Annotated in this window: 26 protein-coding genes; 14 read left to right on the plus strand and 12 right to left on the minus strand. The window is 67.0% G+C overall.

The genetic code is table 11. The annotated features are described in order from the left end of the window. Positions 1-231 precede the first annotated feature (231 nt). Complete coding sequence (locus I6N89_RS03335) at positions 232-1,428, minus strand: cytochrome b/b6 domain-containing protein (RefSeq protein ID WP_207016813.1); 1,197 nt, start codon at positions 1,426-1,428, stop codon at positions 232-234. Between the two features lie 184 nt (positions 1,429-1,612). Here I6N89_RS03335 and fabD point away from each other — a divergent pair, with 184 nt between their 5' ends. The 3 genes from fabD to I6N89_RS03350 all read left to right on the plus strand — a co-directional run bounded on the left by fabD (position 1,613) and on the right by I6N89_RS03350 (position 3,769). Beyond that, positions 1,613-2,557 (plus strand): ACP S-malonyltransferase, encoded by a 945-nt coding sequence (gene fabD / locus I6N89_RS03340; RefSeq protein ID WP_207016814.1) that lies wholly within the window; start codon positions 1,613-1,615, stop codon positions 2,555-2,557. Between the two features lie 35 nt (positions 2,558-2,592). Next, positions 2,593-3,330: a 3-oxoacyl-ACP reductase FabG gene (gene fabG, locus I6N89_RS03345; protein WP_076704200.1), complete on the plus strand. Its 738-nt coding sequence runs from the start codon at positions 2,593-2,595 to the stop codon at positions 3,328-3,330. Between the two features lie 205 nt (positions 3,331-3,535). Continuing rightward, on the plus strand, positions 3,536-3,769 hold the full coding sequence (locus I6N89_RS03350) for an acyl carrier protein (protein WP_007800270.1): 234 nt from the start codon (positions 3,536-3,538) through the stop codon (positions 3,767-3,769). A 389-nt stretch (positions 3,770-4,158) separates the two neighbouring features. On the opposite strand, the gene I6N89_RS03355 is transcribed toward I6N89_RS03350, so the two are convergent. Both I6N89_RS03355 and mazG read right to left on the minus strand, forming a co-directional pair. Continuing rightward, positions 4,159-5,160 (minus strand): Fe(3+) ABC transporter substrate-binding protein, encoded by a 1,002-nt coding sequence (locus tag I6N89_RS03355; protein WP_207016815.1) that lies wholly within the window; start codon positions 5,158-5,160, stop codon positions 4,159-4,161. Positions 5,161-5,241: 81 nt separating this feature from the next. Next, the gene (gene mazG / locus I6N89_RS03360; protein ID WP_207016816.1) at positions 5,242-6,054 is read right to left on the minus strand and encodes a nucleoside triphosphate pyrophosphohydrolase; all 813 of its coding nucleotides are present in this window, start codon (positions 6,052-6,054) and stop codon (positions 5,242-5,244) included. A 62-nt stretch (positions 6,055-6,116) separates the two neighbouring features. On the opposite strand from mazG, the gene I6N89_RS03365 reads away from it, so the two are divergent. From I6N89_RS03365 to I6N89_RS03395, 7 genes are all read left to right on the plus strand, one after another. After that, positions 6,117-7,277, plus strand: a complete 1,161-nt coding sequence (locus I6N89_RS03365; RefSeq protein ID WP_207016817.1) for a M20 aminoacylase family protein — start codon at positions 6,117-6,119, stop codon at positions 7,275-7,277. Positions 7,278-7,316: 39 nt separating this feature from the next. After that, on the plus strand, positions 7,317-8,483 hold the full coding sequence (locus I6N89_RS03370; protein WP_207016818.1) for a M20 aminoacylase family protein: 1,167 nt from the start codon (positions 7,317-7,319) through the stop codon (positions 8,481-8,483). 8 nt (positions 8,484-8,491) lie between these two features. After that, complete coding sequence (gene speB / locus I6N89_RS03375) at positions 8,492-9,457, plus strand: agmatinase (RefSeq protein ID WP_076704214.1); 966 nt, start codon at positions 8,492-8,494, stop codon at positions 9,455-9,457. A gap of 165 nt (positions 9,458-9,622) precedes the next feature. Next, positions 9,623-10,027 (plus strand): DUF1499 domain-containing protein, encoded by a 405-nt coding sequence (locus tag I6N89_RS03380; RefSeq protein WP_419247614.1) that lies wholly within the window; start codon positions 9,623-9,625, stop codon positions 10,025-10,027. Positions 10,028-10,119: 92 nt separating this feature from the next. Next, a complete protein-coding gene (gene prfA, locus I6N89_RS03385; RefSeq protein ID WP_207016820.1) occupies positions 10,120-11,169 on the plus strand; it encodes a peptide chain release factor 1 in 1,050 nt (349 codons plus the stop codon). 43 nt (positions 11,170-11,212) lie between these two features. Then, positions 11,213-12,070: a peptide chain release factor N(5)-glutamine methyltransferase gene (prmC, locus tag I6N89_RS03390; protein ID WP_236016419.1), complete on the plus strand. Its 858-nt coding sequence runs from the start codon at positions 11,213-11,215 to the stop codon at positions 12,068-12,070. A gap of 224 nt (positions 12,071-12,294) precedes the next feature. Continuing rightward, on the plus strand, positions 12,295-12,975 hold the full coding sequence (locus tag I6N89_RS03395; RefSeq protein WP_207016821.1) for a DUF4167 domain-containing protein: 681 nt from the start codon (positions 12,295-12,297) through the stop codon (positions 12,973-12,975). A 64-nt stretch (positions 12,976-13,039) separates the two neighbouring features. Here I6N89_RS03395 and rsmA read toward each other — a convergent pair whose 3' ends face one another. The 6 genes from rsmA to lptF all read right to left on the minus strand — a co-directional run bounded on the left by rsmA (position 13,040) and on the right by lptF (position 20,571). After that, positions 13,040-13,876 (minus strand): 16S rRNA (adenine(1518)-N(6)/adenine(1519)-N(6))-dimethyltransferase RsmA, encoded by an 837-nt coding sequence (gene rsmA, locus I6N89_RS03400; RefSeq protein ID WP_207016822.1) that lies wholly within the window; start codon positions 13,874-13,876, stop codon positions 13,040-13,042. An 84-nt stretch (positions 13,877-13,960) separates the two neighbouring features. After that, positions 13,961-14,938 carry a 4-hydroxythreonine-4-phosphate dehydrogenase PdxA gene (gene pdxA, locus I6N89_RS03405; protein ID WP_207016823.1) on the minus strand — a complete coding sequence of 326 codons (978 nt, stop codon included), beginning with the start codon at positions 14,936-14,938 and terminating at the stop codon, positions 13,961-13,963. Next, positions 14,935-16,167, minus strand: coding sequence for a peptidylprolyl isomerase (locus I6N89_RS03410; RefSeq protein ID WP_207016824.1), 1,233 nt, complete (start codon positions 16,165-16,167; stop codon positions 14,935-14,937). The genes pdxA and I6N89_RS03410 overlap by 4 nt, the downstream gene beginning before the upstream one ends. Further along, the gene (locus I6N89_RS03415; RefSeq protein ID WP_207016825.1) at positions 16,158-18,344 is read right to left on the minus strand and encodes an LPS-assembly protein LptD; all 2,187 of its coding nucleotides are present in this window, start codon (positions 18,342-18,344) and stop codon (positions 16,158-16,160) included. The genes I6N89_RS03410 and I6N89_RS03415 overlap by 10 nt, the downstream gene beginning before the upstream one ends. After that, complete coding sequence (gene lptG / locus I6N89_RS03420; RefSeq protein ID WP_207016826.1) at positions 18,344-19,438, minus strand: LPS export ABC transporter permease LptG; 1,095 nt, start codon at positions 19,436-19,438, stop codon at positions 18,344-18,346. Before lptG ends, I6N89_RS03415 begins: the two co-directional genes overlap by 1 nt. After that, the gene (gene lptF / locus I6N89_RS03425) at positions 19,435-20,571 is read right to left on the minus strand and encodes an LPS export ABC transporter permease LptF (RefSeq protein ID WP_328805836.1); all 1,137 of its coding nucleotides are present in this window, start codon (positions 20,569-20,571) and stop codon (positions 19,435-19,437) included. Before lptF ends, lptG begins: the two co-directional genes overlap by 4 nt. Positions 20,572-20,698: 127 nt before the next feature. Between lptF and I6N89_RS03430 the strand changes: the two genes are divergently transcribed. From I6N89_RS03430 to I6N89_RS03445, 4 genes are all read left to right on the plus strand, one after another. Next, positions 20,699-22,171, plus strand: coding sequence for a leucyl aminopeptidase (locus I6N89_RS03430; protein WP_207016827.1), 1,473 nt, complete (start codon positions 20,699-20,701; stop codon positions 22,169-22,171). Positions 22,172-22,173: 2 nt separating this feature from the next. Then, positions 22,174-22,581 (plus strand): VOC family protein, encoded by a 408-nt coding sequence (locus tag I6N89_RS03435; RefSeq protein ID WP_207016828.1) that lies wholly within the window; start codon positions 22,174-22,176, stop codon positions 22,579-22,581. Positions 22,582-22,584: 3 nt separating this feature from the next. After that, on the plus strand, positions 22,585-23,043 hold the full coding sequence (locus tag I6N89_RS03440; protein WP_076704252.1) for a DNA polymerase III subunit chi: 459 nt from the start codon (positions 22,585-22,587) through the stop codon (positions 23,041-23,043). Positions 23,044-23,217: 174 nt separating this feature from the next. After that, a complete protein-coding gene (locus tag I6N89_RS03445) occupies positions 23,218-23,769 on the plus strand; it encodes a CHAP domain-containing protein (protein WP_207016829.1) in 552 nt (183 codons plus the stop codon). 97 nt (positions 23,770-23,866) lie between these two features. Here I6N89_RS03445 and I6N89_RS03450 read toward each other — a convergent pair whose 3' ends face one another. Genes I6N89_RS03450 through I6N89_RS03460 form a run of 3 tightly spaced genes read right to left on the minus strand, consistent with a single transcriptional unit; the run spans position 23,867 to position 26,463 of the window. Next, the gene (locus I6N89_RS03450) at positions 23,867-24,226 is read right to left on the minus strand and encodes a hypothetical protein (RefSeq protein WP_207016830.1); all 360 of its coding nucleotides are present in this window, start codon (positions 24,224-24,226) and stop codon (positions 23,867-23,869) included. 56 nt (positions 24,227-24,282) lie between these two features. After that, the gene (locus I6N89_RS03455; RefSeq protein ID WP_207016831.1) at positions 24,283-24,627 is read right to left on the minus strand and encodes a DUF427 domain-containing protein; all 345 of its coding nucleotides are present in this window, start codon (positions 24,625-24,627) and stop codon (positions 24,283-24,285) included. Positions 24,628-24,684: 57 nt separating this feature from the next. Then, positions 24,685-26,463 carry an aminopeptidase P family protein gene (locus I6N89_RS03460; RefSeq protein WP_207016832.1) on the minus strand — a complete coding sequence of 593 codons (1,779 nt, stop codon included), beginning with the start codon at positions 26,461-26,463 and terminating at the stop codon, positions 24,685-24,687. Positions 26,464-26,516 lie beyond the last annotated feature (53 nt).

Genomic DNA, 26,516 nt, shown 5'->3' on the forward strand with positions numbered 1-26,516 from the left:
GAAAATCGCGGCGGCTGATTTGTGGTTAAGGCCGGTCAGTGAGGCGGCGCGATCAGCGGTGATATCGGTTGCGAAGAGGCGCAGAAGATCCCGGAACTTTCTCTCCGAAATTCTCCCCCGAAATAGATACCGGTTTTTCTGAGACATGAGAGCACCTTAGCATACTCTCAGAACACCTCAGCTGGAATAGACCCTTCCGCAAATACTCCCGCCGGAGGCGTCCCGCCCGGGTCACTCGGCGCTGCGGGTCGCGGTCAGTTCGACGATCACCTCGACCTCATGGCTGAGCTGCCCGGCATCGGCCATGTTCTCGCCGATGCCGTAATTCATCCGGTCGAGTGTGGTGCGCCCACTCATCCGCGCGGTATCGCCGTCGAGCGTCAGCGAGAAGGGCAGCGAGACCGGCACCTCGGCACCTTTCAGGGTCAGCGTGCCCTCGGCGACATAGCCATCGGCGGCATTCATCAGATCTGCTTGGAAAGTGGCGGTCGGGTGCGTCTCGGCGGCAAAGAAATCCGGCCCCAGCGCCTGCGAGGTGACAGAGCCCAGCGTCAGCGACGGGATCGAGATCGTCACCGTCACCTCGCCGGTATTGCCCGGTGCGTCCTGCGGCTCGAAGGCGATGGCGGCGGTCCAGTCGGCAAAGCTGCCGGTGACTTCGGAGCCCATCTGTACGAGGCTGATCGACAGTGTGCCCTCCTGCACCTGCCAGTCGCTCGCCGCCTGTTCCAGCGCCGGGCCCTCCGCGCGCTCATCCTGCGCGAAATAACCCGCCGCCGCGCCACCGCCCAGCACGCCGGCCCAGACCAGCAGTGCCAGCGCCAGCGGCAGGGCAAAGCCATGGCCATGGCCCTCGCCGCCGGCATGGGTGCCGCGCGCCATGCGTGCCAGCGTCGCGTCGCGGTCCATCAGCGTGTGTTTCAGAGCGCCCACGATATGCAGGGCCAGCGCGCCCACAAGTGCCCATTGCGACAGGAAATGCACCGTTGCGGCGGTCTCGGCCACTTGCGGCGAGCTCGGCACGAAGGGCAGGTTTTGTCCGAAGGGCCAGAGGATCGGCGCAAACCCGTCGGTCGCCGCATGCTCGATCCAGCCCGAAAGCGGCACCAACACCAGCGCCGCGTAAAGCACCCAGTGGATCGCCTCGGCAAGCAGCGTCTCGCCCTTGCGGTGCGGGTGCAGCGGCACCGGCTTCGGCTGCACCAGTGCCCAGAGGATGCGCGCCAGCGCCAGGAGGAACAGCGCCACGCCCAGTGTCTTGTGAACCGAAAACAGCGTGGTCTTGAGCGCGATCTGATCGGCGTCCTGCATCGGCGCCAGATGCGCGATCCAGCCCAGCGGGATCATCAGCAGAATGCCGAGCGCGATCAGCCAGTGAAAGGCGCGCGCGACCGGGCCGTAGGTGGTGGGCGAATTGGCGAGGGGCATCTTGCGGCTCCTGAGGGTTGTGCTCCAGCTTCGTCCCTACCTAGCGGTGCTGCGCTGCGGCGCAATTGCGAAGCTGCGCACATTCAGCGTGCATGAGCGTTGCGAAAGCGTTGAGAGACCGCTATGGGAGGCGCCCAAACCGCTGTGTTACCGCAGAAACCGCATCCGATGGGAGGAGCCGTCCATGTCCCGAGCATTCATATTCCCCGGCCAGGGCGCCCAGGCGATCGGCATGGGCCGGGCGCTGGCCGAGGCCTATCCGGCGGCGCAGGCCGTGTTCGACGAGGTCGACGCGGCACTGGGAGAGAAGCTCTCGGCGCTGATCTGGGAGGGCGACGCCGAGACGCTGACGCTGACCGAGAATGCGCAGCCGGCGCTGATGGCGACCTCGATGGCGGCGCTGCGGGCGCTGGAGGCCGAGGGCATCCAGGTGTCGAGCGCAAGCTTTGTCGCTGGCCATTCGCTGGGCGAATATTCCGCGCTGACCGCCGCGGGCGCGCTGAGCATCGCCGATGCGGCGCGGCTGCTGCGCACGCGCGGCCTTGCCATGCAACAGGCGGTGCCGGTGGGCGAGGGCGCCATGGCGGCGCTGCTGGGGCTCGATCTTGCCACCGCGCGCGAGGTGGCGGAGGCCGCCGCCGCACCGGGCGAGGTCTGTGCCGCCGCCAATGACAACGATCCGGGCCAGGTGGTAATCTCTGGCAGCAAGGCCGCCGTCGAGCGCGCCGTGGCGCTGGCCAAGGAAAAGGGCGCCAAGCGCGCGCTGATGCTGCCGGTGAGCGCGCCCTTCCATTGCGCGCTGATGGCGCCCGCCGCCGAGGTCATGGCCGAGGCGCTTGCCGGCGTCGAGATCGCATCCCCCTCGGTGCCGCTGGTGGCCAATGTGCGCGCCGCCGCGGTGACCGATCCGGCAGAGATCCGCGCGCTGCTGGTCGAGCAGGTCACGGGCTCTGTCCGCTGGCGTGAATCGGTGGAATACATGGTGGCGCAGGGCGTCACCGAGTTCTGGGAAATCGGAGCCGGCAAGGCGCTCTCGGGCATGGTCCGGCGCATCCACCGCGCCGCCGCCGTGCAGGCGGTGGGCACGCCCGAGGACGTGGCCAAGGTGCTCGAGGCCGCATCGGCCTGAGCGGCACGGGAAACGAGGCAGGGAGTTATACGGACATGTTCGATCTTACGGGAAAATGCGCGCTGATCACCGGCGCGTCGGGCGGCATTGGCGGGTCCATCGCCAAGGCGCTGCATCAGGCGGGCGCCACGGTGGGGCTCTCGGGCACCCGCGAGGCGCCGCTTCAGGCGCTGGCCGAGGAACTGGGCGAGCGTGCCTTTGTGCTGCCCTGTAACCTCTCGGATGCCGAGGCCGTGGCGGCGCTGCCGAAACAGGCGGCGGAGGCCATGGGCAGCGTCGACATTCTGGTGAACAATGCCGGCATCACCCGCGACAACCTGTTCATGCGGATGTCGGACGAGGAATGGCAGTCGGTGCTGGACGTGAACCTCACCGCGACCTTCAAGCTCTGCAAGGGCGTGCTGCGCGGCATGATGAAGGCGCGCTGGGGCCGGATCGTGAACATCTCCTCCATCGTGGGCGCCACCGGCAATCCCGGTCAGGGCAACTATGCCGCCGCCAAGGCCGGCATGGTGGGCATGTCGAAATCGCTTGCCTATGAGGTCGCCTCGCGCGGGGTGACGGTGAATGCCGTCGCGCCGGGCTTTATCGAGACCGCGATGACCGACAAACTGAACGACGACCAGAAGGCCGCGATCATGGGGCAGATCCCCGCCGGACGCATGGGTTCGCCCGAGGAAATCGCCGCCGCCGTGCTCTATCTTTCGAGCGCCGAGGCCGGTTACGTGACGGGCTCGACCCTGCACGTAAACGGTGGCATGGCGATGCTGTAAGGGCAGGGGCGGAAAGCATTTGCCAAGCGGTCGCCTTATGGTATAGGCGCGCAAGGAATGAGGCCGGGGGGCGCGGTTTACCGCGTTGCAAGGCCGGTCCCGGGCATCCGGGAAGAGCCGCCCGTTTCGGGCGTGAAAAGCCTCCACCCCGGTGGGGCAAGGGCAGAACGGGGCCGCGGGCCCGGAGAAATGTGAGGACGGAATAATGAGCGATATCCCTGATCGCGTGCGCAAGATCGTTGTCGAGCATCTCGGCGTGGAAGAGGACAAGGTGACCGAGAGCGCGTCGTTCATCGACGATCTGGGCGCAGACAGCCTCGACACCGTCGAACTGGTCATGGCCTTCGAGGAAGAATTCGGGATCGAGATTCCGGACGATGCGGCCGAGACCATCCAGACCTTCGGCGATGCGGTGAAGTTCATCAAGGAAGCGTCGTAAGGCGCTTTCCGGAGCCTCCGGACTATTGCAGCGGCGTCCCTTGCGGGCGCCGTTTCGCGTTTTGGGGGAGTGTGGTGGTCGGAAATACAGATCGCCGATTTATGGGCGCCATGCTAGGGCGAGCCGCGCCATCGCCGGCCCGTGGGGTGGCGATCTCAGCTCTGAACCTCTCGATTTATCCCGGCCAAACCCGAAAGACCTAAACACGCGGCGCTGTTGTCACCAAATCGCCAGCCCGGGGGACGGGCCGGCGATGGCGCGGCGGCTTCGCCTTGATTCCGCGCAGGTCGACGCTCAAATGCAGGCTGGTGGCGAGTATCACCCGCTCCATTCTGGACGTCCCGAGCGCGAAGCATATGGGCCGCACGCCAGGGCGCGGCCCAAATTAATCACCCGTCGAAATCGACCTCTTCGATGAGCCGCAGCGCTTCGGCGCGGTGATCGGCGAGCTCCATCAGGTTCACGTCATCGGCGGTGAAGCTGCCCCAGCTCTTCACCAGATCGTCGGCCTCGGTGCCCGGCGCGACGGGGTATTCGTAATTGGCATGTGCATAGATCTCCTGCGCCTCGGGCGAGGTCAGGAATTCCATCATCTTCAGTGCGTTCTCGCGGTTCGGTGCCGCTTTGGTCATCGCCACGCCCGAGATGTTCTCATGCGTGCCGCCGCCCTCGAAGACCGGGAACAGCACATTGACCGATTCCGCCCATTCCACCTGTTCGGGATCGTTCAGCATTTGGCCCATGTAATAGGTGTTGCCGAGCGCGATATCGCATTCGCCGGCCCAGACCGCGCGGACCTGCGCCCGGTCGTTACCCTGCGGCTTGCGCGCCAGATTGGCCTTGAGCCCTTCGAGCCAGGCCTTCGTCTCTTCCTCGCCATGGTGGTAGAGATAGGCCGCCGCCAGCGCGACGTTATAAGGATGCGTGCCCGAGCGGGTGCAGAGACGCCCGCGCCATTTCGGATCGGCAAGATCCTCGTATGTGGTCACCTCGGAGGGATCGACCCGCTCCTTGGAGGCATAGGCGATGCGCGCCCGCGTCGTCAGACCGAACCACTGGTTGCCCGGGTCGCGGTATTGCGCCGGCACGTTTTCCTCCAGCACGGCGCTGTCCACCGGTTGGGTCACGCCGGCATTCACGATGGCCGAGAGCCGCGCGATATCGACGGTAAAGACCAGATCGGCGGGCGAGCGGTCGCCCTCGGCCTGCAACCGTTCCACCAGACCGCTGCTGAGATAGGCGACATTGACGTCGATCCCTGTCGCCTCGGTGAAGGCGTCGGTCAGCGGCGCCAGCAGCTCCGGCTGGCGGTAGGAATAGAGGTTGACCTCTTCGGCCAGGGCCGGGCTGGCGGCAGCGAGCAGGGCGATGGCGGTGGATGCAAGGCGCATAAGGTTGACTCCGGTCTTGCGGTTACAATTGCCGGATAGAAACCCGATTAAAACTGTCGGGTCAATCTTTGTGCACAGCTTTCAGGCGTTTTTCGCTTTTTCCCGGCGCTTTTCCGCATCCCAGAGCGCGTCCATCTCCTCCAGCGTGCTGTCCTCCGGGCGGCGGCCCTTTTCGGCCAGCGCTGCCTCGACCGCGCCGAAGCGGCGGGTGAACTTGGCATTGGCGGCGCGCAGCGCGGCCTCGGGGTCGATCTTCATGTGCCGTGCGAGATTGGCCATGACAAAGAGCAGATCGCCGAATTCCTCCTCGATATGGTCCGGGTCGGTGGCCTCGCGCAGCTCCTGCGCCTCTTCCACGATCTTGTCGATCACCTGATCGGTTGACGGCCAATCAAACCCCACCCGTGCCGCACGCTTTTGCAGCTTTACCGCGCGGAGCAGCGCCGGCAGCCCCATCGCCACGCCGTCGAGCACACCCTTTTCCGCCTTGGCCGCGCGCTCCTGCGCCTTGATCGCCTCCCAGTCGGCGGTCTGCTGCTCCGGTGTCTTGGCGTTCGACTCGTCGCCGAACACATGCGGGTGCCGCGCCACCATCTTGTCCGACATGGTGTCCGCGACCTCGTCGAAGCTGAAAAGGCCCTTTTCGCTCGCCATCTGCGCATGAAACACCGACTGGAACAGCAAATCGCCCAGCTCGCCCTTCAGCTCGCCCCAGGCCTCGCGCTCGATTGCATCGGCGACCTCATAGGCCTCTTCGATCGTGTAAGGCGCGATGGAGGCGAAATCCTGTTCGATATCCCAGGGGCAGCCGGTCTCCGGATCGCGCAGCCGCCGCATGATCTCCAGCAGCCGCGGCATTCCGCCCTTGGGGTTGTGGATCAGATCGTCGCTCATGGACTTCCCCCGCATTTCGGTATTGGCTCAGTCCTGCGACATGCATCCCCCGGAGTCCACCCATGCCCATCGTCAACCGCATCGCCGATTACGCCGGAGAGATGAAAACCTGGCGCCGCCACCTGCACCGCCACCCCGAGCTGAGCCTCGATTGCCACCAGACAGCAGCCTTCGTGGTTGGGAAGCTGCGGGAATTCGGTATTTCGGAAATACACGAAGGGATCGCGCAAAGCGGCGTCGTGGCGGTGATCGAGGGGCAGGGCGACGGCCCGGTGACCGGGCTGCGCGCCGATATGGACGCGCTGCCGATGGAGGAGGAGACCGGGGCGGACTATGCCTCCGAAGTGCCCGGGCGGATGCATGCCTGCGGTCATGACGGCCACACGACGATGCTGCTGGGGGCGGCGAAATACCTCGCCGAGACGCGGAAATTCGCGGGCAGGGTGGTGCTGATCTTTCAGCCGGCGGAAGAGACCATCGGCGGCGGACGTATCATGGTCGAGGAAGGCATCATGGAGCGGTTCGGCGTCGAGGAGGTCTATGCGCTGCATACCGATCCCTCGCGCCCGCTGGGCGAGATCGCCACGCGCACCGGCCCGCTGATGGCGGCGGTGGACGATTTCGAGCTGCACCTCACCGGGCGCGGCGGTCATGCTGCGCATCCCGACACCTGTATCGACCCGATCCCCTGCGCGCTGGCCATCGGTCAGGCGCTGCAAACCGTGCCCTCACGCAACACCGATCCGCTGGAATCGCTGGTGGTGTCGCTGACCGTGGTGCAGACGGGCTCGGCCACCAATGTGATCCCCGAGACCGCCTATCTGGCCGGCACCGTGCGCAGCTTCGATCCCGGCATCCGTGACATGACGGAAAAGCGCATCCGCGAGATCGTCGCCGGGCAGGCCATGGCCTATGGCGTCACGGCCGAGCTCGACTATCAGCGCAACTACCCGCCCACCATCAACCACGCGAAACAGACGGAGTTTGCCGTCTCCGTCGCACGCGGGATCGTGCCGGAGGTGGAGGACGAGTCCGTGCCCTCGATGGGGGCAGAGGATTTCTCCTACATGCTGGAGGCGCGTCCCGGTGCCTTTCTCTACATGGGCCAGGGCGAGGGGCCGTTTTGCCATCACCCGAAATTCGATTTCAACGACGAGGCGGCGCCCATCGGGGCCAGCTTCTTCGCCCGGCTGATCGAGACCCGCCACCCCTTGAAGGGCTGAACGCTTTCGCGTTTTCATGGCCCGCATAAGGAGATCCCCATGCCCGTGATCAATTCCATCGCCGCCGAGGCCGACACGCTGACGGAATGGCGCCGCCATCTGCACCGACATCCCGAGCTCTTGTTCGATTGCGTGAAGACCGCCGCCTTTGTGACTGAAAAGCTGAGATCTTTCGGTATTTCGGAAATACACGAAGGGATCGCGCAGACTGGCGTCGTCGCGGTGATCGAGGGCCGCGCGCCGGGCCGCACCATCGCGCTGCGCGCCGATATGGACGCGCTGCCGATGGAGGATCTCTCGGGCACGGATCACGCCTCCACCGTGCCGGGCATGGCCCATACCTGCGGCCATGACGGCCATACGACGATGCTTCTGGGGGCAGCGAAATACCTTGCCGAGACGCGCAATTTCGCCGGCCGCGCGGTACTGCTGTTCCAGCCCGCCGAAGAGGGCGGTGGCGGCGGCAAGGTTATGGTCGAGGAAGGCGTGATGGACCGCTTCGACGTCGAGGAGGTCTATGGCATCCACAATTCCCCGGGCGAGCCCGAGGGCCATATCCTGACCGCGCCCGGCCCGCTGATGGCCTCGGCGGACGAGTTCCGCATCGAGATCGCCGGGCAGGGCGGCCATGGCGCCGAGCCGCATATGAGCACCGATCCGGTGCCCGCCGCCGCCGCCATGGTCGGCGCCTTGCAGACCATCGTCAGCCGTAATGTCAGCGCCATCGACCGGCTGGTGGTCTCGGTCACCGAGATCCATGCCGGCACCGCGCATAATATCATCCCCGGCACCGCCTGGCTGGGCGGCACGGTGCGCAGTTTCAGCCCCGAGACCCGGGATCTGGCCGAGCGCCGGCTGCGCGAGATCGCCGAGGCGCAGGCCGCCGTCTATGGCTGCACAGCCAAGGTGATCTACGATCGCGGCTATCCACCCACGGTGAATCACGCCGCACAGGCCGCTTTTGCCGCAGAGGTGGCGCGCGCGGTGGTGGGCGACGACAAGGTGCGCGACGATATCGACCCGATCATGCCGGCAGAGGATTTCTCCTACATGCTGGAGGCACGCGCCGGCGCCTATCTCTTCCTCGGGCAGGGCGACACACCCAATTGCCACCACCCGAAATACGATTTCAACGACACCATCGCGCCCATCGGCGCGTCGTTCTTCGCGCGGCTGGTGGAAACCGCGCTGCCCCTGAAAAGCTGAGGGATCTCATGGCACTGGAAGACGCGAAAACCCAGATCGACCACGCTTTCACCCGCGAGGATCTGAAGGGGCCGAGCTTTGAGAACGTGTTCGGCGGCGCCACCTCCTTCCTGCGGCGCAAATACACCAAGGATCTGCGCGGGGTGGATATCGCCGTGACCGGCGTGCCCTTCGACCAGGCGGTGACCAACCGCACGGGCACGCGGCTCGGGCCGCGCGCGATCCGCGAGGCGAGCGCGCTGCAACCCTGCGACGCGCCCTATGGCTGGGGCTACGATGTGCTGAGCGAATTCGCCATCGCCGATTACGGCGATCTGGCCTTTGATTATGCAAATGTTTCGGCCTTTCCCGAAACGCTGGAAAAACATATTTCGGGAATCCTCGAACAAGGCGCCGCGACGGTGACGCTGGGCGGCGATCACTCGATCACCCTGCCGATTCTCAAGGCCCATGCGGAGAAATACGGGCCCCTGAGCGTGATCCAGTTCGATGCCCATACGGACACCTGGGCCGATGACGATTTCAGCCGCATCGACCATGGTACCTTCATGTATAAGGCGGTGAAGCTCGGCTATGTGGACCCGGCGCGCTCGGTTCAGATCGGCATCCGCACCGACAATCCCGACACGATGGGCTTTCACATCCTCGACGCCCGCGAGGTGCATCGCGAGGGGCCCGAGACCGTCGCCGCCCGCATCCACGACATCGTCGAGCGCCACCCGGTCTATCTGACCTTCGACATCGACGCGCTCGACCCCGCCTTTGCGCCGGGCACCGGCACGCCGGTCTGGGGCGGGCTCAGCAGCCATCAGGCGGCGGTGATGCTGCGCGGCCTGGCAGGGATCAACCTCAAGGGCGGTGACGTGGTCGAGGTCTCGCCGCCCTTCGACACCACCGGTGCCACCGCCATCGCGGCGGCGCATGTGGCGACCGAGCTGCTCTGCCTCTGGGGCTGGACGCGACGTAAAGGTTGAATGCGCTTCGGCGGATTCCCGCGATTGTGAGCGCAACGGCCTTTTCCCGCCGGGCAGAATCATGTGAACAGAAGAGCGCGCGGCCCGGGCAGGGGTTTGCTGTGCCTGGATTGCACGGCGCTGCCGGATCGCGATGTTCAAACGAAAGGGCCGTTCCTCTTGCGGATTCTGTTCTGGATCATTCTGCTCGCCGTGATCGGCGGGCTCGCCTGGATCCGTCTTGCCCCCTCCGATCCCGCCGTCTGGCATGTGGATCCCAAGGTGAGCGCGGATCAGGATCTGGCCAGCGGCGTGCGGCGGCGCGTCCCCGGCGGCGAGGCGGTCTTTGCCGCGCTGCATCGCATCATCCTGGAGACGCCGCGCACCGAGGTGCTGGCCGGTACGCCGGACGAGGGGCGGGTGACCTATATCACCCGTTCGCAATGGATGGGCTTTCCCGATTACACCACGGTGCAGCTCGGCGAGGGGCATCTTGAGCTTTACGCACGCCAGCGCTTCGGCCAGTCGGATCTCGGCGTGAACCGGACGCGTGTAGAGGGCTGGCTGGGCCAGCTCGGCGCCGCGGAGTGACGGCAAATTCCTTTTAAGGAATTTGCAAATCTCTTCGAAGAGATTTGTGCCGCCCTTGACGCCTGCGCGGTTTCGGGGAAGACAGTGGCGCCATGATCCCCGCAGACCGTCTTCAGCAGATCCGAGAGCGTTTCGAATATCTTGAGGCCCGCATGGCCGAGGGATCGGGTGATATTGCCGCTCTGGGCCGCGAATATGCCGAGCTGAAGCCGGTGGTCGATCAGATCGCCGAGTGGGACAGCCTCCAGTCCGATCTTGCCGAGGCCGAGGCGATGCTGGCCGATCCCGAGATGAAGGCGCTGGCCGAGGAGGAGCTGCCTTTGCTGCGCGCGCGGCTGCCCGAGGCGGAGCAGGCGCTTCAGCTCTCGCTGCTGCCCAAGGATGCCGCCGATGCGCGCCCGGCAATCCTCGAGATCCGCCCCGGAACGGGCGGCGAGGAGGCGGCGCTCTTCGCCGGCGATCTTGCGCGCATGTATCAGCGCTATGCCGAGGCGCGCGGCTGGCGCTGGGAGGTGATCGAGGAGCAGCCGACCGAGCTCGGTGGGCTGCGCGAGCTGGTGGTGCGGATCGAGGGTGACAATGTCTTTGCCCGGCTGAAATTCGAATCCGGCGTGCACCGCGTGCAGCGCGTGCCCGAGACCGAGAGCGGCGGCCGCATCCACACCTCCGCCGCCACCGTCGCCGTGCTGCCCGAGGCCGAGGCGGTGGATATCGACATCGCCCCCGGCGATATCCGCATCGACACGATGCGCAGCTCCGGCGCGGGTGGCCAGCACGTCAACACCACCGACTCGGCGGTGCGGATCACCCACCTGCCCACCGGCATCGTGGTCACCAGCTCGGAAAAATCGCAGCACCGTAACCGCGAGATCGCGATGAACGTGCTGCGCGCCCGGCTCTTCGACATGGAGCGCCAGAAGGCCGCGCAGGACCGCGCCTCGGACCGCCGCAGCCAGGTCGGCAGCGGCGACCGCTCCGAGCGCATCCGCACCTATAACTTTCCCCAGGGCCGGATGACCGATCACCGTATCGGGCTGACGCTCTACCGGCTCGACCAGATCCTCGGCGGCGATATCGACGAGATCGTCGATGCGCTCACCGCCGATGCGCAGGCGGCGCAGCTTGCGGAGATGGGCGCGTGAGGCGCGCCGGGGCGGGGGGAAAAGAACTTTCGGAGGAAAATTCTTGGGCGCGCCGGTGACGGGCGCGGCGCTTCTGGCCGAGGCCGTGCGACAGCTGGCAGAGGCGGGCATCCCCGATCCCGCCCGCGATGCGCGCCGGCTGCTGGCGCATGTGCTCGGCATCGCGCCCGGTCGGCTGACGCTGGTGCTGCCCGATCCGGTCTCTCAGGACCATGCCGCCGCCTTCGCCGCCCTGATCGCCCGCCGCGCCGCCCGGGCGCCGGTCTCGCATCTGATCGGCCAGCGCGCCTTTTACGGACGCAGCTTTCGGGTCACCCCGGATGTGCTCGACCCGCGCCCCGAGACCGAGATCCTCATCGGCGCGGCGCTGGAGCAGCCCTTCACACATCTGCTCGACCTCGGCACCGGCTCCGGCTGCATCCTGCTCACGCTGCTGGCGGAGCGCTCCGAGAGCCGGGGCATCGGCACCGATCTCTCGGACGCCGCGCTCGCCGTCGCAGCGCGCAACCGCGACGCTCTGAACCTCACCCCACGCGCGACATTGAGGCAGGGCGACTGGTATGCCGCGCTTGGGGAGGGGCCGGAACGCTTCGATCTGATCGTCTCGAACCCGCCCTATATCGCGCTGGCCGAGATGCCGGGGCTGGAAGACGAGGTGCGCCTACACGAGCCGCGTCTCGCGCTGACCGACGAGGGCGACGGGCTCGGCGCCTATCGCGCCATTGCCGCCGGCGCGGCGCGGCATCTTGTCCCGGGCGGGCGGATTCTCGTCGAGATCGGCCCCAGCCAGGCGTCGGCGGTCTGCGCCCTGATGAGGCAGGCCGGGCTGGGCGATGTCGCGGTGACGCGTGATTTCGACGGGCGCGACCGGGTGGTTTCGGCCCGTCTGCAAACGCTTTGAGTCGAATGAGACGCGGATTTCTGCCGGATTTCCGGTCACCTTCACCGATTTTCCCTTGTTTCCGGGCCCCGGACATGGTTAGTCATGAGTGATCGGAGCGGTGGATGCCTTTCGGCGGTCCCGCCCGACATTAACCCTACATAAGTGTGACCCCGCATCGGATGGCGCCCAAAGCGCCGCAGGGTCACAGGGACAGTCAGACACAAGGCTGATAGCAGAACAACATGCGATCCTCGAAATCCCGTTCGCGGTCGAAGAACAACCGCAACCGCAACTCGCTGGGCAATGTCGTCAACCGGGTGTTCGACAGCTCTGGCCCCGAGGGCAAGGTGCGCGGTACGCCGCAGCAGATCATCGACAAGTACAACCAGCTGGCGCGCGACGCCTCGCTGGGCAATGACCGTGTCGCCGCCGAGAACTTCCAGCAGCATGCCGAGCATTACATGCGCATGCTGTCGGAGGCGCAGCGTGAGGTCGATGCCCGGCGCGAGCAGCAGGAGCGCGAGAATCGCGAGCGCCAGTCGCAGCGTGACCGGGAACGTGCCGAGCGCGATGCGCAGAAATCCTCCGACCGCGAGGAGGGCGACGCGCAGTCGCAAGCGCAACCACAGCCACAGCCGCAGGATACGCCGCGTCCCCAGGAGAGCGGCACGCCGCAATCCGACGTGATCGATATGGGCGGCTCTGACGATGCCGGTCTGGTGGAAACGCCGGAAAACCGCGAAACCCCGCCGCCCGCCGCGGAGGAAAAGCCCAAACGCCCGCGCCGCCCGCGCAAGAAGGCCGAGCCGGTCGCCGAAGAGGGCGCAACTGCGGAGGAAAAACCCGCCCGCAGCCGCGCGCCCCGCAAGAAAGCCGATAAAACCGATAAGGGTGAGGCTCCGACCCCCGACGCCGCCGAATAGGCGTATTCGATCAGAGAAACAGAAACGCCGCGCTCCGGTATTACCGGGGCGCGGCGTTTGCGTGTCAGGCCAACGCGCGGGCCAGTGCGCAGAACTGTTCCAGCGACACCTGCTCGGCCCGCTCCGTGGGCGCGATGCCCGCCGCTTCCAGCCGGTCCTCGATATCCGGCGCCAGCCCCTTCAGCGCGGCACGCAACATCTTGCGGCGCTGGTTGAAGGCGGCGGCGACCACGCGCTCGAGCACCGCGCGCTCGGCGGGAAAACGCGGCTCGGGCAGGGCGCGCAGATGCACCACCGCAGAGGAGACCTTGGGCGGCGGGGTGAAGGCCGAGGGTGGCAGGCTGAGCACGATCCGCGCCTCGGCGCGCCACTGCGCCAGCACCGCCAGCCGCCCGTAAGCCTTGCTGCCCGGCTGGGCCACGATGCGCTCGGCCACCTCGCGCTGGAACATCAGCGTCAGCGTGGTCCAGAACGGCGGCCAGATCTCCGGCGTCAGCCAGCGCACCAGCAGCTCGGTACCGACATTGTAGGGCAGGTTCGCGCAGATCGCGATGGGCGGGGTCAGATGCGCCAGCGGGTCGACCTGCAACGCATCGCCCGAGATCACCTCCAGTCGCCCGGGATAGGCCTCGGCGATCTCCGCCAGTGCGGGCAGGCAGCGCGTGTCCTTTTCGATGGCCAGCACCTTGCGCGCGCCCTCGGCCAGAAGCCCCCGGGTCAGCCCGCCCGGGCCGGGCCCGACCTCCAGCACATCCATGCCCGAGAGATCGCCCGCCTGCCGCGCGATCTTGGCGGTCAGGTTGAGATCCAGCAGAAAGTTCTGCCCCAGCGATTTCTTTGCCGAGAGCTCATGCGTCGCGATCACTTCGCGCAGCGGCGGCAGCCCGTCGATCCCGCTCATGTCTTCATCTTTCTCAAAATACTCACCGCGATGCGGGACGCCTTCGCGGCGCCCGGCATGGGCCGCGACCCGTCCGCCCGCCGGTCAAACCGTGCCACCGGCCATGCGCCAGGCCAGCTTCAGCGCCTCCACCGTCGAGGAGGGGTTGGCAATGCCCTTTCCGGCGATGCCGAAGGCGGTGCCGTGATCGGGCGATGTGCGGATGAAAGGCAGGCCCAGCGTCACGTTCACACCTTTGTCGAAACCCAGCGTCTTGATCGGGATCAGCGCCTGGTCGTGATACATGCAGACCGCCGCGTCATAGCTCGCCCGCGCCTCGGCATGAAACATCGTATCGGCGGGCAGCGGACCTGCCAGATCCATTCCCTCACCGCGCAGCCGGTCGAGTACCGGGACGATCAGCTCGATCTCCTCGCGGCCCATGCGCCCGCCTTCGCCCGCATGGGGGTTGAGCCCGGCCACGGCGATGCGCGGCGCGGCGATGCCGAACTGCGCGATGAGCGCCGCATGGGTGATGCGCAGGCGCTTTTCCAGCAGCCCGGCGGTCAGCGCGCGCGGCACCTCGGAGAGCGCGATATGGATGGTGGCGGGCACGACGCGCAGCTCGTCGGAGGCCAGCATCATCACCACCTCCTCGGCGCCCGCCAGCGCGGCGAGATATTCCGTGTGGCCGGGATAGGCAAAGCCCGCACCCTCGGCCAGCGCCTGTTTCGAGATCGGCAGCGTGCAGAGCGCCGAACAGGCGCCCTCCTGTACCAGCGCGACGCCGCGCGCGATGGCCTCGATCACCCCGGCGGCCTGTTCGGGCTGCGGCATGCCGGGCTCGCGCGGGCCGGGCAGGGCGAGCGGCAGCACCGGCAGACCCTGTGTGGCGGCCTGCGCCACCTCTTCGGGGCTGCTCACAAGCACATGCGGCACGCGGCCCGGCAGATGCGCGGGCTCGCCGATCCAGACGAAGGGCAGCACCGCGCCGAGGATCTCCCAGGCGCTTTCGGCCAGTTCCGGGCCGATCCCCGACGGTTCCCCGCAGCTCATGGCGACGGGTGCGGGGGCGGCGCTCATTTCTCGACGATGCGGGCGTTGGCGCGCAGCTGCGCGAGATAGGCATCGACCAGCGCTCCGACGCGGCGGTTGCGCAGCCCCATCTCGACCTCCGCGCGGTCGGCATCCTCGGAGACCTCGGCGGTGCGTCCGCAGAGCATCAGGAAGACCAGCGTTTGTCCGTCCGAGCGCGTCAGCGCGGTCGAGACCTCGCCGGGATCGAGTTTGGAAAGCTCATAGGCGATGTCGGTGGGGATCTCGGCGGGCGGCAGCGTGCCGCGGTCCAGCACGTTTTCCGGCTGGCCCTTGGCGATGCCGTAAAGATCGTCGCAGCGGTCGACGCGCTCCGCCAGCACCCGCGCCTTGGCCAGCGTTTCGGCGCTGCGCCCGCCCGGCATGTAATAGGCGGCGTATTCAACGGCAGCGATTTCGGCCGGGGTATAGCCGGTCTCTTCGATATCGCGCAGCTGGAAAAGCGCGATGGCGCCGGGGATGGGCAGCGGGTCGGTCACTTCGCCGGGCGCCAGGCCGAGCAGCAGCGGACGCATCTGCGGCGGAAGCTCGTTCAACTCGCGCCAGGGCAGACGGCCACCGGCGCCGCGTGTGGCGGTGGCCGAATAGCGCCGCGCCTCGGCGGAGAATTCGGAGAGCGAGTCGATCTGAGAGATCCGCGCGGCGCGGGCGCGCACCTCCTCGGCGTTCTGCGGCGTCATCGGCATGATCAGCTCGGAGAGCAGCACCCGCACATTGGAGCCGCCGCCCGCCCCGGCCAGCGCGCGGTCGATCTCGTCTGGCGAGACCTGGGCGCGCTGCGCGAAGCGCCCCTGCACCAGCGTCCGCCAGGCAGTGCCGGCGCGGATGAAATCGCGGAAGGTCTCTTCGGCGACGCCGCCGCGCGCCAGTGCCGCGATGAACTCCTCACGGTTGAGCTCGGCTCGGGCCGCGAACTCCTCCATGCCGTCGAGGATCTCCTGCTCGCTGGGCTCGATCCCGGCGTCGCGGGCCGCCAGCAGGCGCAGCCTGTCGTCGATCAACTGCTCGCGAGCGAGCTCCGCCGGGTTGCCCGGTGCGTTGAGCAGGGTCAGCATCTGCGTGCGCTGGTCGATCTCGTATTGCGTGATGACCATCTCGTCGACGGTGATCGCCGGTGCGAACAGCCCCTGCGCCGGGGCCGTTGCGGGGGTCACGGCAAGTGCGACCCCCGCGGCGAGAACGAGCGAGCGGATGAGGCGGGCAGAGGTCAGTTGCATGTGCGTCGGTACTCCTTGGCGCTGCCTGTGGTGCCAAAGCCTGTCAGCGCCACTGTCAGGCCGAAATCTGTGGACGGTTCTAGGTTGGTCGAGGAGGCCAGCTTGCGCATCACCGAAAAATCCACCTGAACGCATTCATTGCGGTATTGCAGCCCCAGACCGGTGCGGTCAAGCCGCTGGTCGGCAAGGTCATAGCGCCACTCTGCCGAACCGGTCCAGTAGCGGTTGATCCGGTAGGAGCCGTCAAAGCCCCATTCCGCCTGGCCTTCGTCACGGTCTTCGTCGTCGTCCTGCACCATCATCACATAGGTGGCGCCGAGATCCATGCGCGCATTGGCCCAGCTGGCGCGCGCCTCGGCCTTGCTGAACTCGGCGCTTTCGTCGAGCAGCCCGCGCGCCGAGATGCGCAGCCCCAGCGGGTTGGTGAAGCCGCCGGCGATCAGCCAGTCCGAAGCCTCGCCCTCAAGGCCCGAGGAGCGGCTGAAATCATCGTCCACCCGGTCGCGCCAGACCCGGCCGAGGGTCAGCGCGGCGGTCCAGCCCGCCGGCGCCTCGTGCAGCCAGCGCAGCCCGGCGGCGAGCAGCCGGCCGCGCTCGTGCCGGTCGTCGGCGGGGAAGCGCGACAGCGACAGCAGGTTGGCCTCGTCGAACTCGACCCGGGTGCTTTCGTCGTTGGGGATGTTCGGGCGGTCGCCGCCGACCCAGCCATATTGCAGCACCGGCTCCAGCAGGGTGCGCTCGCCATAGGCGCCGCGCCGGATCAGCGGCCAGCGCAGCTCCAGCGCCGCGCCGGGGGTGAGCTGCGAGGCTTCGCTGTCGGAGGCGGCATCGTCGCGCACCGCGTAGCGGTCGGCCCAGAGATAACCCGAGACACCGGCCCGGATGCCGCCCGCCAGCGTCCAGCGCCGCTGCCAGCTCGCCTCCGCCGAGAGCCGCGCCATGTCGCGCCCGTCGACGACGCTGTCGTCGTCATTGCTGTCGATATCGAGATCCGAGCGTCGGTAATGCGAATGCACCATCGCGCCGAGCCGCAGCTCGCCGCCCATGCGCGTGGGGAAGAACCGCCGCTCGTACATGGCGTTGATCATGGTGGAGGGCTGGGTGTCGTTCTCCTCGGCGGCGCGCAGCGTCTCGTAATAGAGCAGATCGCCCTGGATATATTCGTCCTTGCGGGCGCGGCTGACAGTCAGCCCGCTTTCGAGCCGTTCGCTGGGGCCGTAATCGTATTCGTTGAAATAGGCGTCGTCCGAGACGCTCTGGATATCGAATTCGAGCTTGAAATCGTCGCGCAGGTCGAAATCGCCTTCGATGAAGAGATAGCCGCGGGTGTCGTCGGGCCTGAGCGTGTCCTTGGTCACCGCGCCGTTCACCTCGATCGTGCCATTGGCGAAGGCGCGGCGATAACGTGCCTCCAGCGTGCGGGTTTCCGACGAGACATAGGGCGTCAGGGTGATGTCCTGATGATCGCCGAGAGGGATGAAATAGGGCACGCGCAACCCGGTGCCGAGCAGCGTCGTGCTGCGGATCGTCGGCGTCAGAAAGCCGCGCGCGCGCTTCAGCGACGGGTCGGGCAGGCGCATATGCGGCAGCCAGAAGATCGGCACATCGAGCAGGCGGAACTGCGCGCCCTCGAAATAGAGCTGGCGCTCCTCCTGATCGTGGATCACCCGGTTGGCGCGGATCTGCCAGAGCGGCACCTGGTTGCGGCCGCAGACCTGGCACGAGGTGACCGCGACGCGCGAAAGCTGGGTGTAGCGCCCCTCGACCCGCTGCGCCTCGACCGCCGCCAGTTGCAGCTGGTCGTCCATCACCATGCGGGCGCCCTTCAGCAGCCCGTTGCGCAGGCCTTCCTCCATCTCGGCGGCATCGGCGAGCAGCAGGTTGCCCGCCTCGTCGGTGATCCGGATCGGCCCCTCGATGGTCAGCGTGCCGTTCTTCTGGTCGAAGAGGATGTGCGTGGCGGTCATGCGCATGCCGTCATGCAGCGCCTCGACATTGCCGGAGGCGACGAGCCGCGTGCCGTCCTCGACAAAGACCGAATCCGCGATGAGCAGCGCGGGCTCGGTGCTTTCGTCCTGCGCATCGGCGGCGATGGTGGTGGTCTGTGCGAGCACCGGCAGCGGCGCCGAGAGCGCGAGCAGGGCGGCGAGGCAGAGCGGGCGGGCGAGGCGGATCATCAGCCGTCCTCCATCTGAAGGACGAGTCCCAGCGCCAGCAGCAGCGAGGCCACCGGCGGGATCCAGGCGGCGAGGATCGGCGGCAGCTGGCCGTTCTCACCCATGATCTGCGCGAAATTGCGCACGTAGTAGAGGCCGAAGCCAAGCAGCACGGCGGCCAGCACATGCAGGCCGGTGCGTCCCAGCCGCGCCGGGCGCATGGTAAAGCCCGCGGCGACGAGCACCATGGCGATCAGAAAGACGGGCCGCGCCAGCTCCATCTGGAACCAGACCACATGGCGGCGCGCGGAAAAGCCCGCCTGTTCCAGTCCGCCGATGAATGCCGGCAGATCCCAGATCGCGATGGCCGAGGGCTTGCCGAAACGGTCGCGGATGCCGTCCTGTGTCAGATCCGACTCGATGCGCAGCACGTCGTGGCGCTCGGCGGAGCTTTCGGGGTTGAGCCCGGCGGCGAGCGGCCAGGCCTTGGCGTCGCGCAGCACCCAGGCGCCATCCTCCAGCGCCGCCTCGGCGGCCTGAATGCGACGCACCGGCCCGCCATCGGGGGCATAGGCGAGAAAGCTCACGTCATAGAGCACCGTCGCATCGGGATTGGCCCGGTCGGCGCGGATCACCGTCTGACCGCGCTCACCGCCCTGACGCAGCCAAAGCCCTTCCTTGCCGATGGAGATCACCGAGGCGCCGTCGCTCTCGTAGCTTTCGGTCAGGTCGCTGGCGCGTTTCGAGGTGGCGGCAACGAGCGGGTTGAGCATCGCCACGGTGATGCCGCTGATCACCAGCGCCACCAGCACCGGCCCCAGCAGCGCGGTGAGTCCGGCACGCCCGGCGGCGCGCACCACCACCAGCTCGGAGCTGCGCGCCAGCATCAGAAACAGCGCCGCGGTGGCGAGGATCATCACCAGCGGCAGGATCTCGTAGAGCCCCTCGGGCAGTTTCAGCAGCGTCACCTGCACCACCTGGCCAAAGCTCACGTCGCTGTCGAACTTGCGCAACTGCTCGACCAGATCGACGAGGCCGAGGAACAGCGCGAAGATGCCGAGGATCGACATGAACATCCAGAAGAAGCGCCGGGCGAAATAGCGGTGCAGGATCATGCGGGCGCCGCCTCCGTCTCGGGGGCGGGCTTGCCGGGGCGGAAGGGCCGCGAGGCGCGCCAGAGCAGCACGCCGGCGATGCCGGTGCCGATGACGCTCGGCAGGTAGATCAGCGGCCAGAGCGCCGCATTGGCGCGCACCGGATCGCTCACCGCGCTTTCCACCAGTTTCACCAGCACCAGCAGAAAGATCGCGCCGACGATCTGGCGGGTGATGCCGAAGCGCGAGAAGGTGCCGGTCATCAGCGCTGCATAGCCGATCAGCGCCGCCACCACGCAGAGCAGCGGCTGCTCGAAGCGCATATGCGCCTCCTCCAGCACCTCGCCGATGCTGTCATTGACCTCTGCGGCCACGGCATTCGTCTCGGTCAGCAGCTCCCAGGTGGAGATCTGACGGGTGCGCCGCCCGGGCTGGTTGCCGGCGGAGACCAGCTCGCTGATATCGTAGGTGAGATCGGTGAAATTGGTGGTCGAGAGCGTCTCTTCGGCGCGCAGGAAGGTCTGTGCGATGCCCGATTTCATCGCCAGCTTCGGCCCGGAATCGTCGCGCAGGATATAGGCGGTCTCTGCCGTGTAGGTCATCGAGCGCCGGGAATCGCGGCGGTCGGACAGGTAGACGTCCTTCAGCTCGCCTTCGGGGGTGATGTCGCGGATATAGAAGGTCACGCCACGGGTCGGGTGCAGAAAGGTGCCCTCATGCAGCAGCCTCGCCGAGACCGAGCCGGAGATCTGCGACTCGCGCAGGCGCAGCTGGGCGATGGAGGCGGGCACCAGAAGGTGGCTGAGAATCGCCATCATCGCACCGATCACCAGCCCGAACACCAGCACCGGGCGCGCGATGCGCCAGGGCGAGTAGCCCATGGTCTTGATCACCGTCAGCTCGGATTCGTTCGACATGCGGTTGGTGACATAGACCGCCGCGCCAAAGGCCGCGATGGGCAGCACGATGGCGATGACGCCCGGCAGGCTCAACAGCGTGAATTCGAGAAAGATGCCCGCGGTATGGCCATCGGCGATCAGCTCGTCGAACAGGCTCACCGACCGGTTGACCCAATAGACCATCACCAGCACAAGGGCAAAAAACCCAAAGACCACCATGAGTTGCGACAGCACATATCTGTCGAATCTCTGCACGCCCGCGTTCCCCCCAGAACCTGTGTTTCGGCCGACCCTAGACGATCGGTGTTTGGGGGAAAAGGTGCCTCTGGTCAATGCTGCCGCGCGGCTCTACCACTTGGGTCAGGAAACACGGGAGACCACGATGACCGACCTGCGCAAGATCAGCTTTGCCGAAACCGACCTGGACGCCCTGAAAGACGCGGTGGGGCGCATCGCCGTCTTTGTGAACGGCGAAGGCCAGCTTGGGCGCGGGGCACGGCGGCTGAACCGGCTGACCAAAGGGGCGGTCGCGCGCGCGGTCGAGGGCGAGGGCTGGGAAAAGCGCGCCGAGGGGGATGTGCTGAGCCTTGCCTTTCCGGCGGGCATGGCCGCCGATGCGATTGATATCGTCAAGCTGGAGCGCCGCCCGGATGTGGCCGATGCGCGCAAGGCGGGCGGGGCCATCGCCAAGGCGGCGGGCAGCAGTGCCGTGACGGTGCTCGGCGACACCCAGATGCGTCTTGCCGAGACGGTGATGGGCCTCGCGCTGCGCGGCTATAGCTTCACCGACCACAAGAGCGAAAAGGGCACGCCGCTGGCCCCCGCGCTGGTCTATTGCAGCAAGCCCGAGACGGTGGAGGCCGAAGCCGCCGCCGCGCTCGCCGTGGCCGAGGGCGTGTTCTTCACCCGCGATCTGGTCAACGAGCCCGCCAATGTGCTGACCACCACCGAATTCGCCACGCGGCTGGAGGCACTGCGCGATCTCGGTGTCGAGGTCGAGGTGCTGGAGGAGGACAGGCTCGCCGAGCTCGGCATGGGCGCGCTGCTCTGCGTCGGGCAGGGCTCTGCCGCGCCGTCGAAAGTGGTGGTGATGCGCTGGAAAGGCGCCGAGGCCGCGCCGCTGGCGCTGGTCGGCAAGGGCGTGGTCTTTGACACCGGCGGCATCTCGCTGAAGCCGGCGGCGGGCATGGAGGACATGACCATGGACATGGGCGGCGCCGGCGTCGTCTCCGGCGTGATGAAGGCGCTGGCGCTGCGCAAGGCGCCGGCCCATGTGGTGGGGCTCGTCGGGCTGGTCGAGAACATGCCGTCGGGCGAGGCGGTGCGCCCGGGCGATGTGGTGACCTCGATGAAGGGCGACACGATCGAGGTGGTCAACACCGATGCCGAGGGCCGGCTCGTGCTGTGTGACGTGATGTGGTACGCGCAGGAGCATATCAAGCCCGCGGCGATGGTCGATCTCGCCACGCTCACCGGCGCCTGCATCGTGGCGCTGGGGCATGAGAACGCCGCCGTCTATTCCAATGACGAACCCTTCGCCGGTGCCTTCCTGAAATCCGCAGGGACAGAGGGCGAGGGCGCCTGGCGCATGCCGATGGGCAAGGCCTATGACGACATGCTGAAATCGCCGGTGGCGGATATGAAGAACATTGGCGGCCGCCCGGCGGGCTCGATCACCGCCGCGCAGTTCTTGGGCCGTTTCGTGAAGCCGGACGTGCCGTGGATCCATCTCGACATCGCCGGCGTCGCGCATGTGAAGAGCGACGGCGCGCTGGCGCCCAGGGGCGCGACCGGCTGGGGCGTGATGGCGCTCGACCGGCTGGTGCGCGACCGCTTCGAGACGAAAGAGGGCTGAGCATGATCGTTCCCGCCACGCGCTATCGGGATTGCGACGCGGCGCTCGACTTTCTCACCGGCGCCCTGGGCTTTGCCGAGCATGCGGTCTATCGCGATGCCGACGGGAAGATCCTGCATGTGGAGCTGTCGCAGGGCGGCGGGTATTTCATGTTCGGCCCCGAGCATCGCGACAGCCCGTTCGGGCGGCACATGCGCAGCCCCGCCGAGGCGGGGGGCGAGACCACCTCGGTCTATGTCTGTGTGACCAATGTGGCGGGGCATTTCGCCCGCGCCGTGGCCGCCGGGGCCGAGATCCTGATGCCGCTGGAAGAGCAGCCCTATGGCGGGCAGAGCTATTCGGTGCGCGATCCGGAGGGGCATCTTTTCACCTTCGGCGAATACCACCCCGAAGGCGACCACGGAGGCTGAGCGATGGGCGCCGCCTATTTCTACCACCTGACCCAGCGCCCGCTGGAGGCGACCCTGCCGGTGCTGCTGGAGAAATCGCTGGCCGCCGGCTGGCGCGTGGCGGTGCGCGGCACCGATCCGGCGCGCATGGACTGGCTCGACCAGCGGCTCTGGCTGGGGCCGGAGGAGGGCTTCCTGCCGCACGGGCTCGCCGGCGGCAAACACGACGCGCTCCAGCCGGTGCTGCTGACCGTGCAGACCGCCATGCCCAACGACGCTGCCTGCCTGATGGCGGTGGACGGTGCCGAGGTCGCGCCCGACGAGGTGAGCCGGCTGGACCGGGTCTGCATCCTCTTCGACGGGCATGACGCCATGGCGGTGGAGGCGGCGCGCGGCCAGTGGCGCGCGCTGACCGGCGCGGGCTGCAAGGCGCAGTACTGGTCCGAGGAAAGCGGGCGCTGGGAGAAGAAGGCCGAGGCCTGAGCGTCGCGATATCGCCCGTAGATTGAGCGCGCGGCGGCGACAATCGCCCGAAAATGCGCGGATTTTCGCCGAAGCCTGTAACATCCTCTTTGCAAAACGTGTGAGATCGTCAAAGACTTTTGACCATCCCCGGGGACAGCGGGGTCGGGCAGAACGATACGAGACGAGGGACGAATGAGCGTGACCGGTGCGCGTAAAGCGCGGCTAGGCCTGCCGCTACTCTGTGCAATACTCCTGACAACCGCCGCGTGTTCGACCAAGGGTCCGGACATCGCCTATTCCTCGGACGGGATCGATCTCGACCGCCGGGCGATGGCGCTTCGCGAGGTGGATATCCTGCAATCGAAGGGCCAGCGCGTCTGGTGCGTGCCCTTCGCGCGCAATGCCAGCGGCATTCAGATCCGCGGCAATGCCGAGACCTGGTGGGGCAAGGCGAGCGGGCTCTACGACCGTGGCGCCAAGCCGGTGGTGGGCGCGGTGATGGCCTTCGCCTCGACGCGCGGCATGCCGATGGGCCATGTGGCGGTGGTCTCGGATGTGGTCTCCGAGCGCGAGATCCGCGTCGACCACGCCAACTGGACCCGCAACGAGGTCTCGCTGGGCATGTCGATCAAGGACGTCTCGGCGCGGAACGACTGGTCGGCGGTACGGGTGGAAAGCAACCCCGGCACCTATGGCCAGACCTATCCGATCAGCGGCTTCATCTACCCCTCGCGGATGCAGTGAGCTTTGTCGCAGCGGTGGGCAGAATTGCCCACCCTACGGTTCATCGCTGGAGGTCCGGAGCGTCGGTGCAGTCACATTTTTCGCGACCACGATGCCGCTAATCTGCCGATATGCGTTCGGCGATTGCGAAGTATGACATACGTATTTCTAACGGAAGTGCCGTATTGAACATATCGTATTGCTGTACCGCCTGCGCTGTCTGATCCAGCTTGATTTCTTTGAGCGTGAAGCAATCCAAATAGGTACTTGCCTGAATGAAATCGGCAGCGTTTTTCCTGGTCGGGCGATCACTGAATTTTCTCAGACTTGTAAGATAGGCGTCCGATGCGCTGAACCATGCGAGCGTATTTCGCTGCTCGTCAGTGAGATTTGCGGCGCTCGCCTCGGAAAGATCGCTTTGAATCCTGTTCTGGCAAAACCGGTTTGACGGAGGGCTCATATTGTCGGGCGCAATCACAGGACATGTCATCTTCGTGATAGGGCGCGCCGCTTGGGCAAGCGCGCCCCTGATCGTCACACCTGTTCGACAGCGACCCCGTCCTGAACCTGAAAGGCCAGATAGCCGGCGAGTTCCGTCGCCTCGTCCTTCGGCGCCTCATAGGACCAGACGGCGTTTTCGTAGCTGCGGCTCTTGGAGGCGATGTTGAAATAGGTCGCCTCGCCCATCCACTGGTTCACCGTGCGGTAGTCGGTGGGCTCCAGAAAGGCCATGGCGATGTCGTCGCGCGGGAAATAGATGACGCCGGGCATATCGCCCTCGGTCAACTCCAGTGCGCGGCTGCTTTCTCCCAGAACCGCGCCACCGGCACGGATCACCCAAGTGCCCGCCGCCGGGCGGATTGCGATATGTCTCAGCATCTGTTTCTCCCCGTATGATCGCGGATCATATACCAGCCGCTTTGCGACACTCCTGTGTCAAAGCGGCGCGCAGGCCCTTTTGAGCCAATCCGCATCCTCTCCCTCCACCAGCGGGCCGATCCGCGCCAGAACCTGCGCGTGATAGCCGTCGAGCCAGTCGCGCTCGGGCCGTGACAGCTGATCGGTCACGATCAGCCGCCGGTCGATCGGCACCCATGTGAGGGTCTCGAACCGCAACATCTTCGGCACGACTTGCCCCGGAAGGGGCGGAGCTGGCTCGACCGCGATGAGGTTCTCGATCCGGATACCATAAGCGCCCTCGCGGTAAAAGCCCGGCTCGTTGGAAAGGATCATGCCCCGAGCAAAGGGCACGGTGCCGGTGCGGGCGATGCGCGCCGGGCCCTCATGCACGCTGAGATAGGCGCCGACGCCGTGGCCGGTGCCGTGGCCGTAATCGAGCCCCGCCTCCCAGAGCGCCGCGCGGGCCAGCACGTCGATATCGCGCCCGGCGAGCCCCTCGGGAAAGCGCAGCCGCGAGAGCGCGATCATGCCCCTGAGCACGCGGGTGAAATTGGTGCGCTCCTCGTCGCCCACTTTGCCCACGGGAACGGTGCGGGTGATGTCGGTGGTGCCGTCGACATATTGCCCGCCGCTGTCGACCAGCAGCAGCTGCCCGGCCTCGACGGTCCGGTCGGTGTTTTCGGTCACGCGGTAATGCACGATGGCGCCGTTGGGGCCGGTGCCGGCGATGGTCTCGAAGGAGATGTCGCGCAGCGCGTTGGTGGCGCGGCGGAAATTTTCCAGCGCGGTGACCACCCCGGTCTCGGTCAGGCTGCCCGGCGGCTGGCGGTCGAGCCAGGCCAGAAAGCGCACCATGGCGGCGCCGTCGCGCAGATGCGCGGCGCGGGTGCCGTCGAGCTCGGCGGCGTTCTTGCAGGCCTTGGGCAGAAGGCAGGGGTCGGGCGCCTCGGTGATCTCGCGGCCCTCCAGCGCATCGGCTACCGCCACCGGGCAGCTTGCCGGGTCGATCTGCACCGGGCCCTCCAGCGCGCCGAGCGCCTCCAGAAAGCGCGCGGGCGGAGCGATCTCGACCTCGGGGCCGAGATGGTCGCCAAGCCCGTCGAGCTTGCGAGCGTCCATGAAGAGCGTGACGCGCCCGCCCGCATGCAGGATGGCAAAGCCATGCGGCACCGGGTTGCGCGGTATATCGGTGCCGCGGATATTGAGCAGCCAGGCGATGCTGTCGGGCAGGGTGATTACGCAGGCCGCAGCACTGCCGAGCCCTCTGGCCAGCCGTGCGATCTTGTCACCATGCGCCTCGCCGGCGAGCTCCACCGGCTGGGCAAAGACCGCCCCCAGCGGCGGTGCCGGCTGATCGTGCCAGATCCGGTCCACCAGATTGTCGACCCGGCGCAGCGCCACCTTGCCGAGCTTTTCCTCCAGCCCGCGCATCTGCGCCACCGGGAAGAGCCATGGGTCGATGCCCACCGTGCCGCCCTCCGGCAGCTTGGCCACGATCCACTCCGCCAGCCCGGTTTCGGGCCAGTCCACCGGGGTGAACTCGCTCGCCACCTGCGCCTTGACCTGCACCCGATAGCGCCCGTCGACAAAGACCCCGGCCTCGCCGGTCAGCGCCACGCAATAGCCCGCCGAGCCGGTGAAGCCGGTGAGCCAGGCCAGCCGGTCGTCATGCGGGGCGACATATTCGCCCTGATGGGCGTCGGCGCGCGGCACGATGACCCCGTCGAGCCCCTCGCGTGCCAGCTCCTCGCGCAGCGCGGCGAGGCGGGGCGGGCCCTGTTCGGGGCGGGCGGTTTCCTGAAAGCTCTGGAACATGGCGATGCGCTCCTGTCTGCGGCGGCACGCCCGGCCGCGCGGTCGTGGGGGCG

Origin of the sequence: Salipiger abyssi (assembly GCF_017311415.1) — a bacterium.
GTDB classification, from domain to species: domain Bacteria; phylum Pseudomonadota; class Alphaproteobacteria; order Rhodobacterales; family Rhodobacteraceae; genus Salipiger; species Salipiger abyssi_A.

Bases quoted from the DNA above. Each gene is read 5' to 3' on its own strand.
- I6N89_RS03335 (WP_207016813.1), bottom strand. From the start codon at position 1,428: ATGCCCCTCGCCAATTCGCCCACCACCTACGGCCCGGTCGCGCGCGCC.
- fabD (WP_207016814.1), top strand. From the start codon at position 1,613: ATGTCCCGAGCATTCATATTCCCCGGCCAGGGCGCCCAGGCGATCGGC.
- fabG (WP_076704200.1), top strand. From the start codon at position 2,593: ATGTTCGATCTTACGGGAAAATGCGCGCTGATCACCGGCGCGTCGGGC.
- I6N89_RS03350 (WP_007800270.1), top strand. From the start codon at position 3,536: ATGAGCGATATCCCTGATCGCGTGCGCAAGATCGTTGTCGAGCATCTC.
- I6N89_RS03355 (WP_207016815.1), bottom strand. From the start codon at position 5,160: ATGCGCCTTGCATCCACCGCCATCGCCCTGCTCGCTGCCGCCAGCCCG.
- mazG (WP_207016816.1), bottom strand. From the start codon at position 6,054: ATGAGCGACGATCTGATCCACAACCCCAAGGGCGGAATGCCGCGGCTG.
- I6N89_RS03365 (WP_207016817.1), top strand. From the start codon at position 6,117: ATGCCCATCGTCAACCGCATCGCCGATTACGCCGGAGAGATGAAAACC.
- I6N89_RS03370 (WP_207016818.1), top strand. From the start codon at position 7,317: ATGCCCGTGATCAATTCCATCGCCGCCGAGGCCGACACGCTGACGGAA.
- speB (WP_076704214.1), top strand. From the start codon at position 8,492: ATGGCACTGGAAGACGCGAAAACCCAGATCGACCACGCTTTCACCCGC.
- prfA (WP_207016820.1), top strand. From the start codon at position 10,120: ATGATCCCCGCAGACCGTCTTCAGCAGATCCGAGAGCGTTTCGAATAT.
- I6N89_RS03395 (WP_207016821.1), top strand. From the start codon at position 12,295: ATGCGATCCTCGAAATCCCGTTCGCGGTCGAAGAACAACCGCAACCGC.
- rsmA (WP_207016822.1), bottom strand. From the start codon at position 13,876: ATGAGCGGGATCGACGGGCTGCCGCCGCTGCGCGAAGTGATCGCGACG.
- pdxA (WP_207016823.1), bottom strand. From the start codon at position 14,938: ATGAGCGCCGCCCCCGCACCCGTCGCCATGAGCTGCGGGGAACCGTCG.
- I6N89_RS03410 (WP_207016824.1), bottom strand. From the start codon at position 16,167: ATGCAACTGACCTCTGCCCGCCTCATCCGCTCGCTCGTTCTCGCCGCG.
- I6N89_RS03415 (WP_207016825.1), bottom strand. From the start codon at position 18,344: ATGATCCGCCTCGCCCGCCCGCTCTGCCTCGCCGCCCTGCTCGCGCTC.
- lptG (WP_207016826.1), bottom strand. From the start codon at position 19,438: ATGATCCTGCACCGCTATTTCGCCCGGCGCTTCTTCTGGATGTTCATG.
- I6N89_RS03430 (WP_207016827.1), top strand. From the start codon at position 20,699: ATGACCGACCTGCGCAAGATCAGCTTTGCCGAAACCGACCTGGACGCC.
- I6N89_RS03435 (WP_207016828.1), top strand. From the start codon at position 22,174: ATGATCGTTCCCGCCACGCGCTATCGGGATTGCGACGCGGCGCTCGAC.
- I6N89_RS03440 (WP_076704252.1), top strand. From the start codon at position 22,585: ATGGGCGCCGCCTATTTCTACCACCTGACCCAGCGCCCGCTGGAGGCG.
- I6N89_RS03445 (WP_207016829.1), top strand. From the start codon at position 23,218: ATGAGCGTGACCGGTGCGCGTAAAGCGCGGCTAGGCCTGCCGCTACTC.
- I6N89_RS03455 (WP_207016831.1), bottom strand. From the start codon at position 24,627: ATGCTGAGACATATCGCAATCCGCCCGGCGGCGGGCACTTGGGTGATC.
- I6N89_RS03460 (WP_207016832.1), bottom strand. From the start codon at position 26,463: ATGTTCCAGAGCTTTCAGGAAACCGCCCGCCCCGAACAGGGCCCGCCC.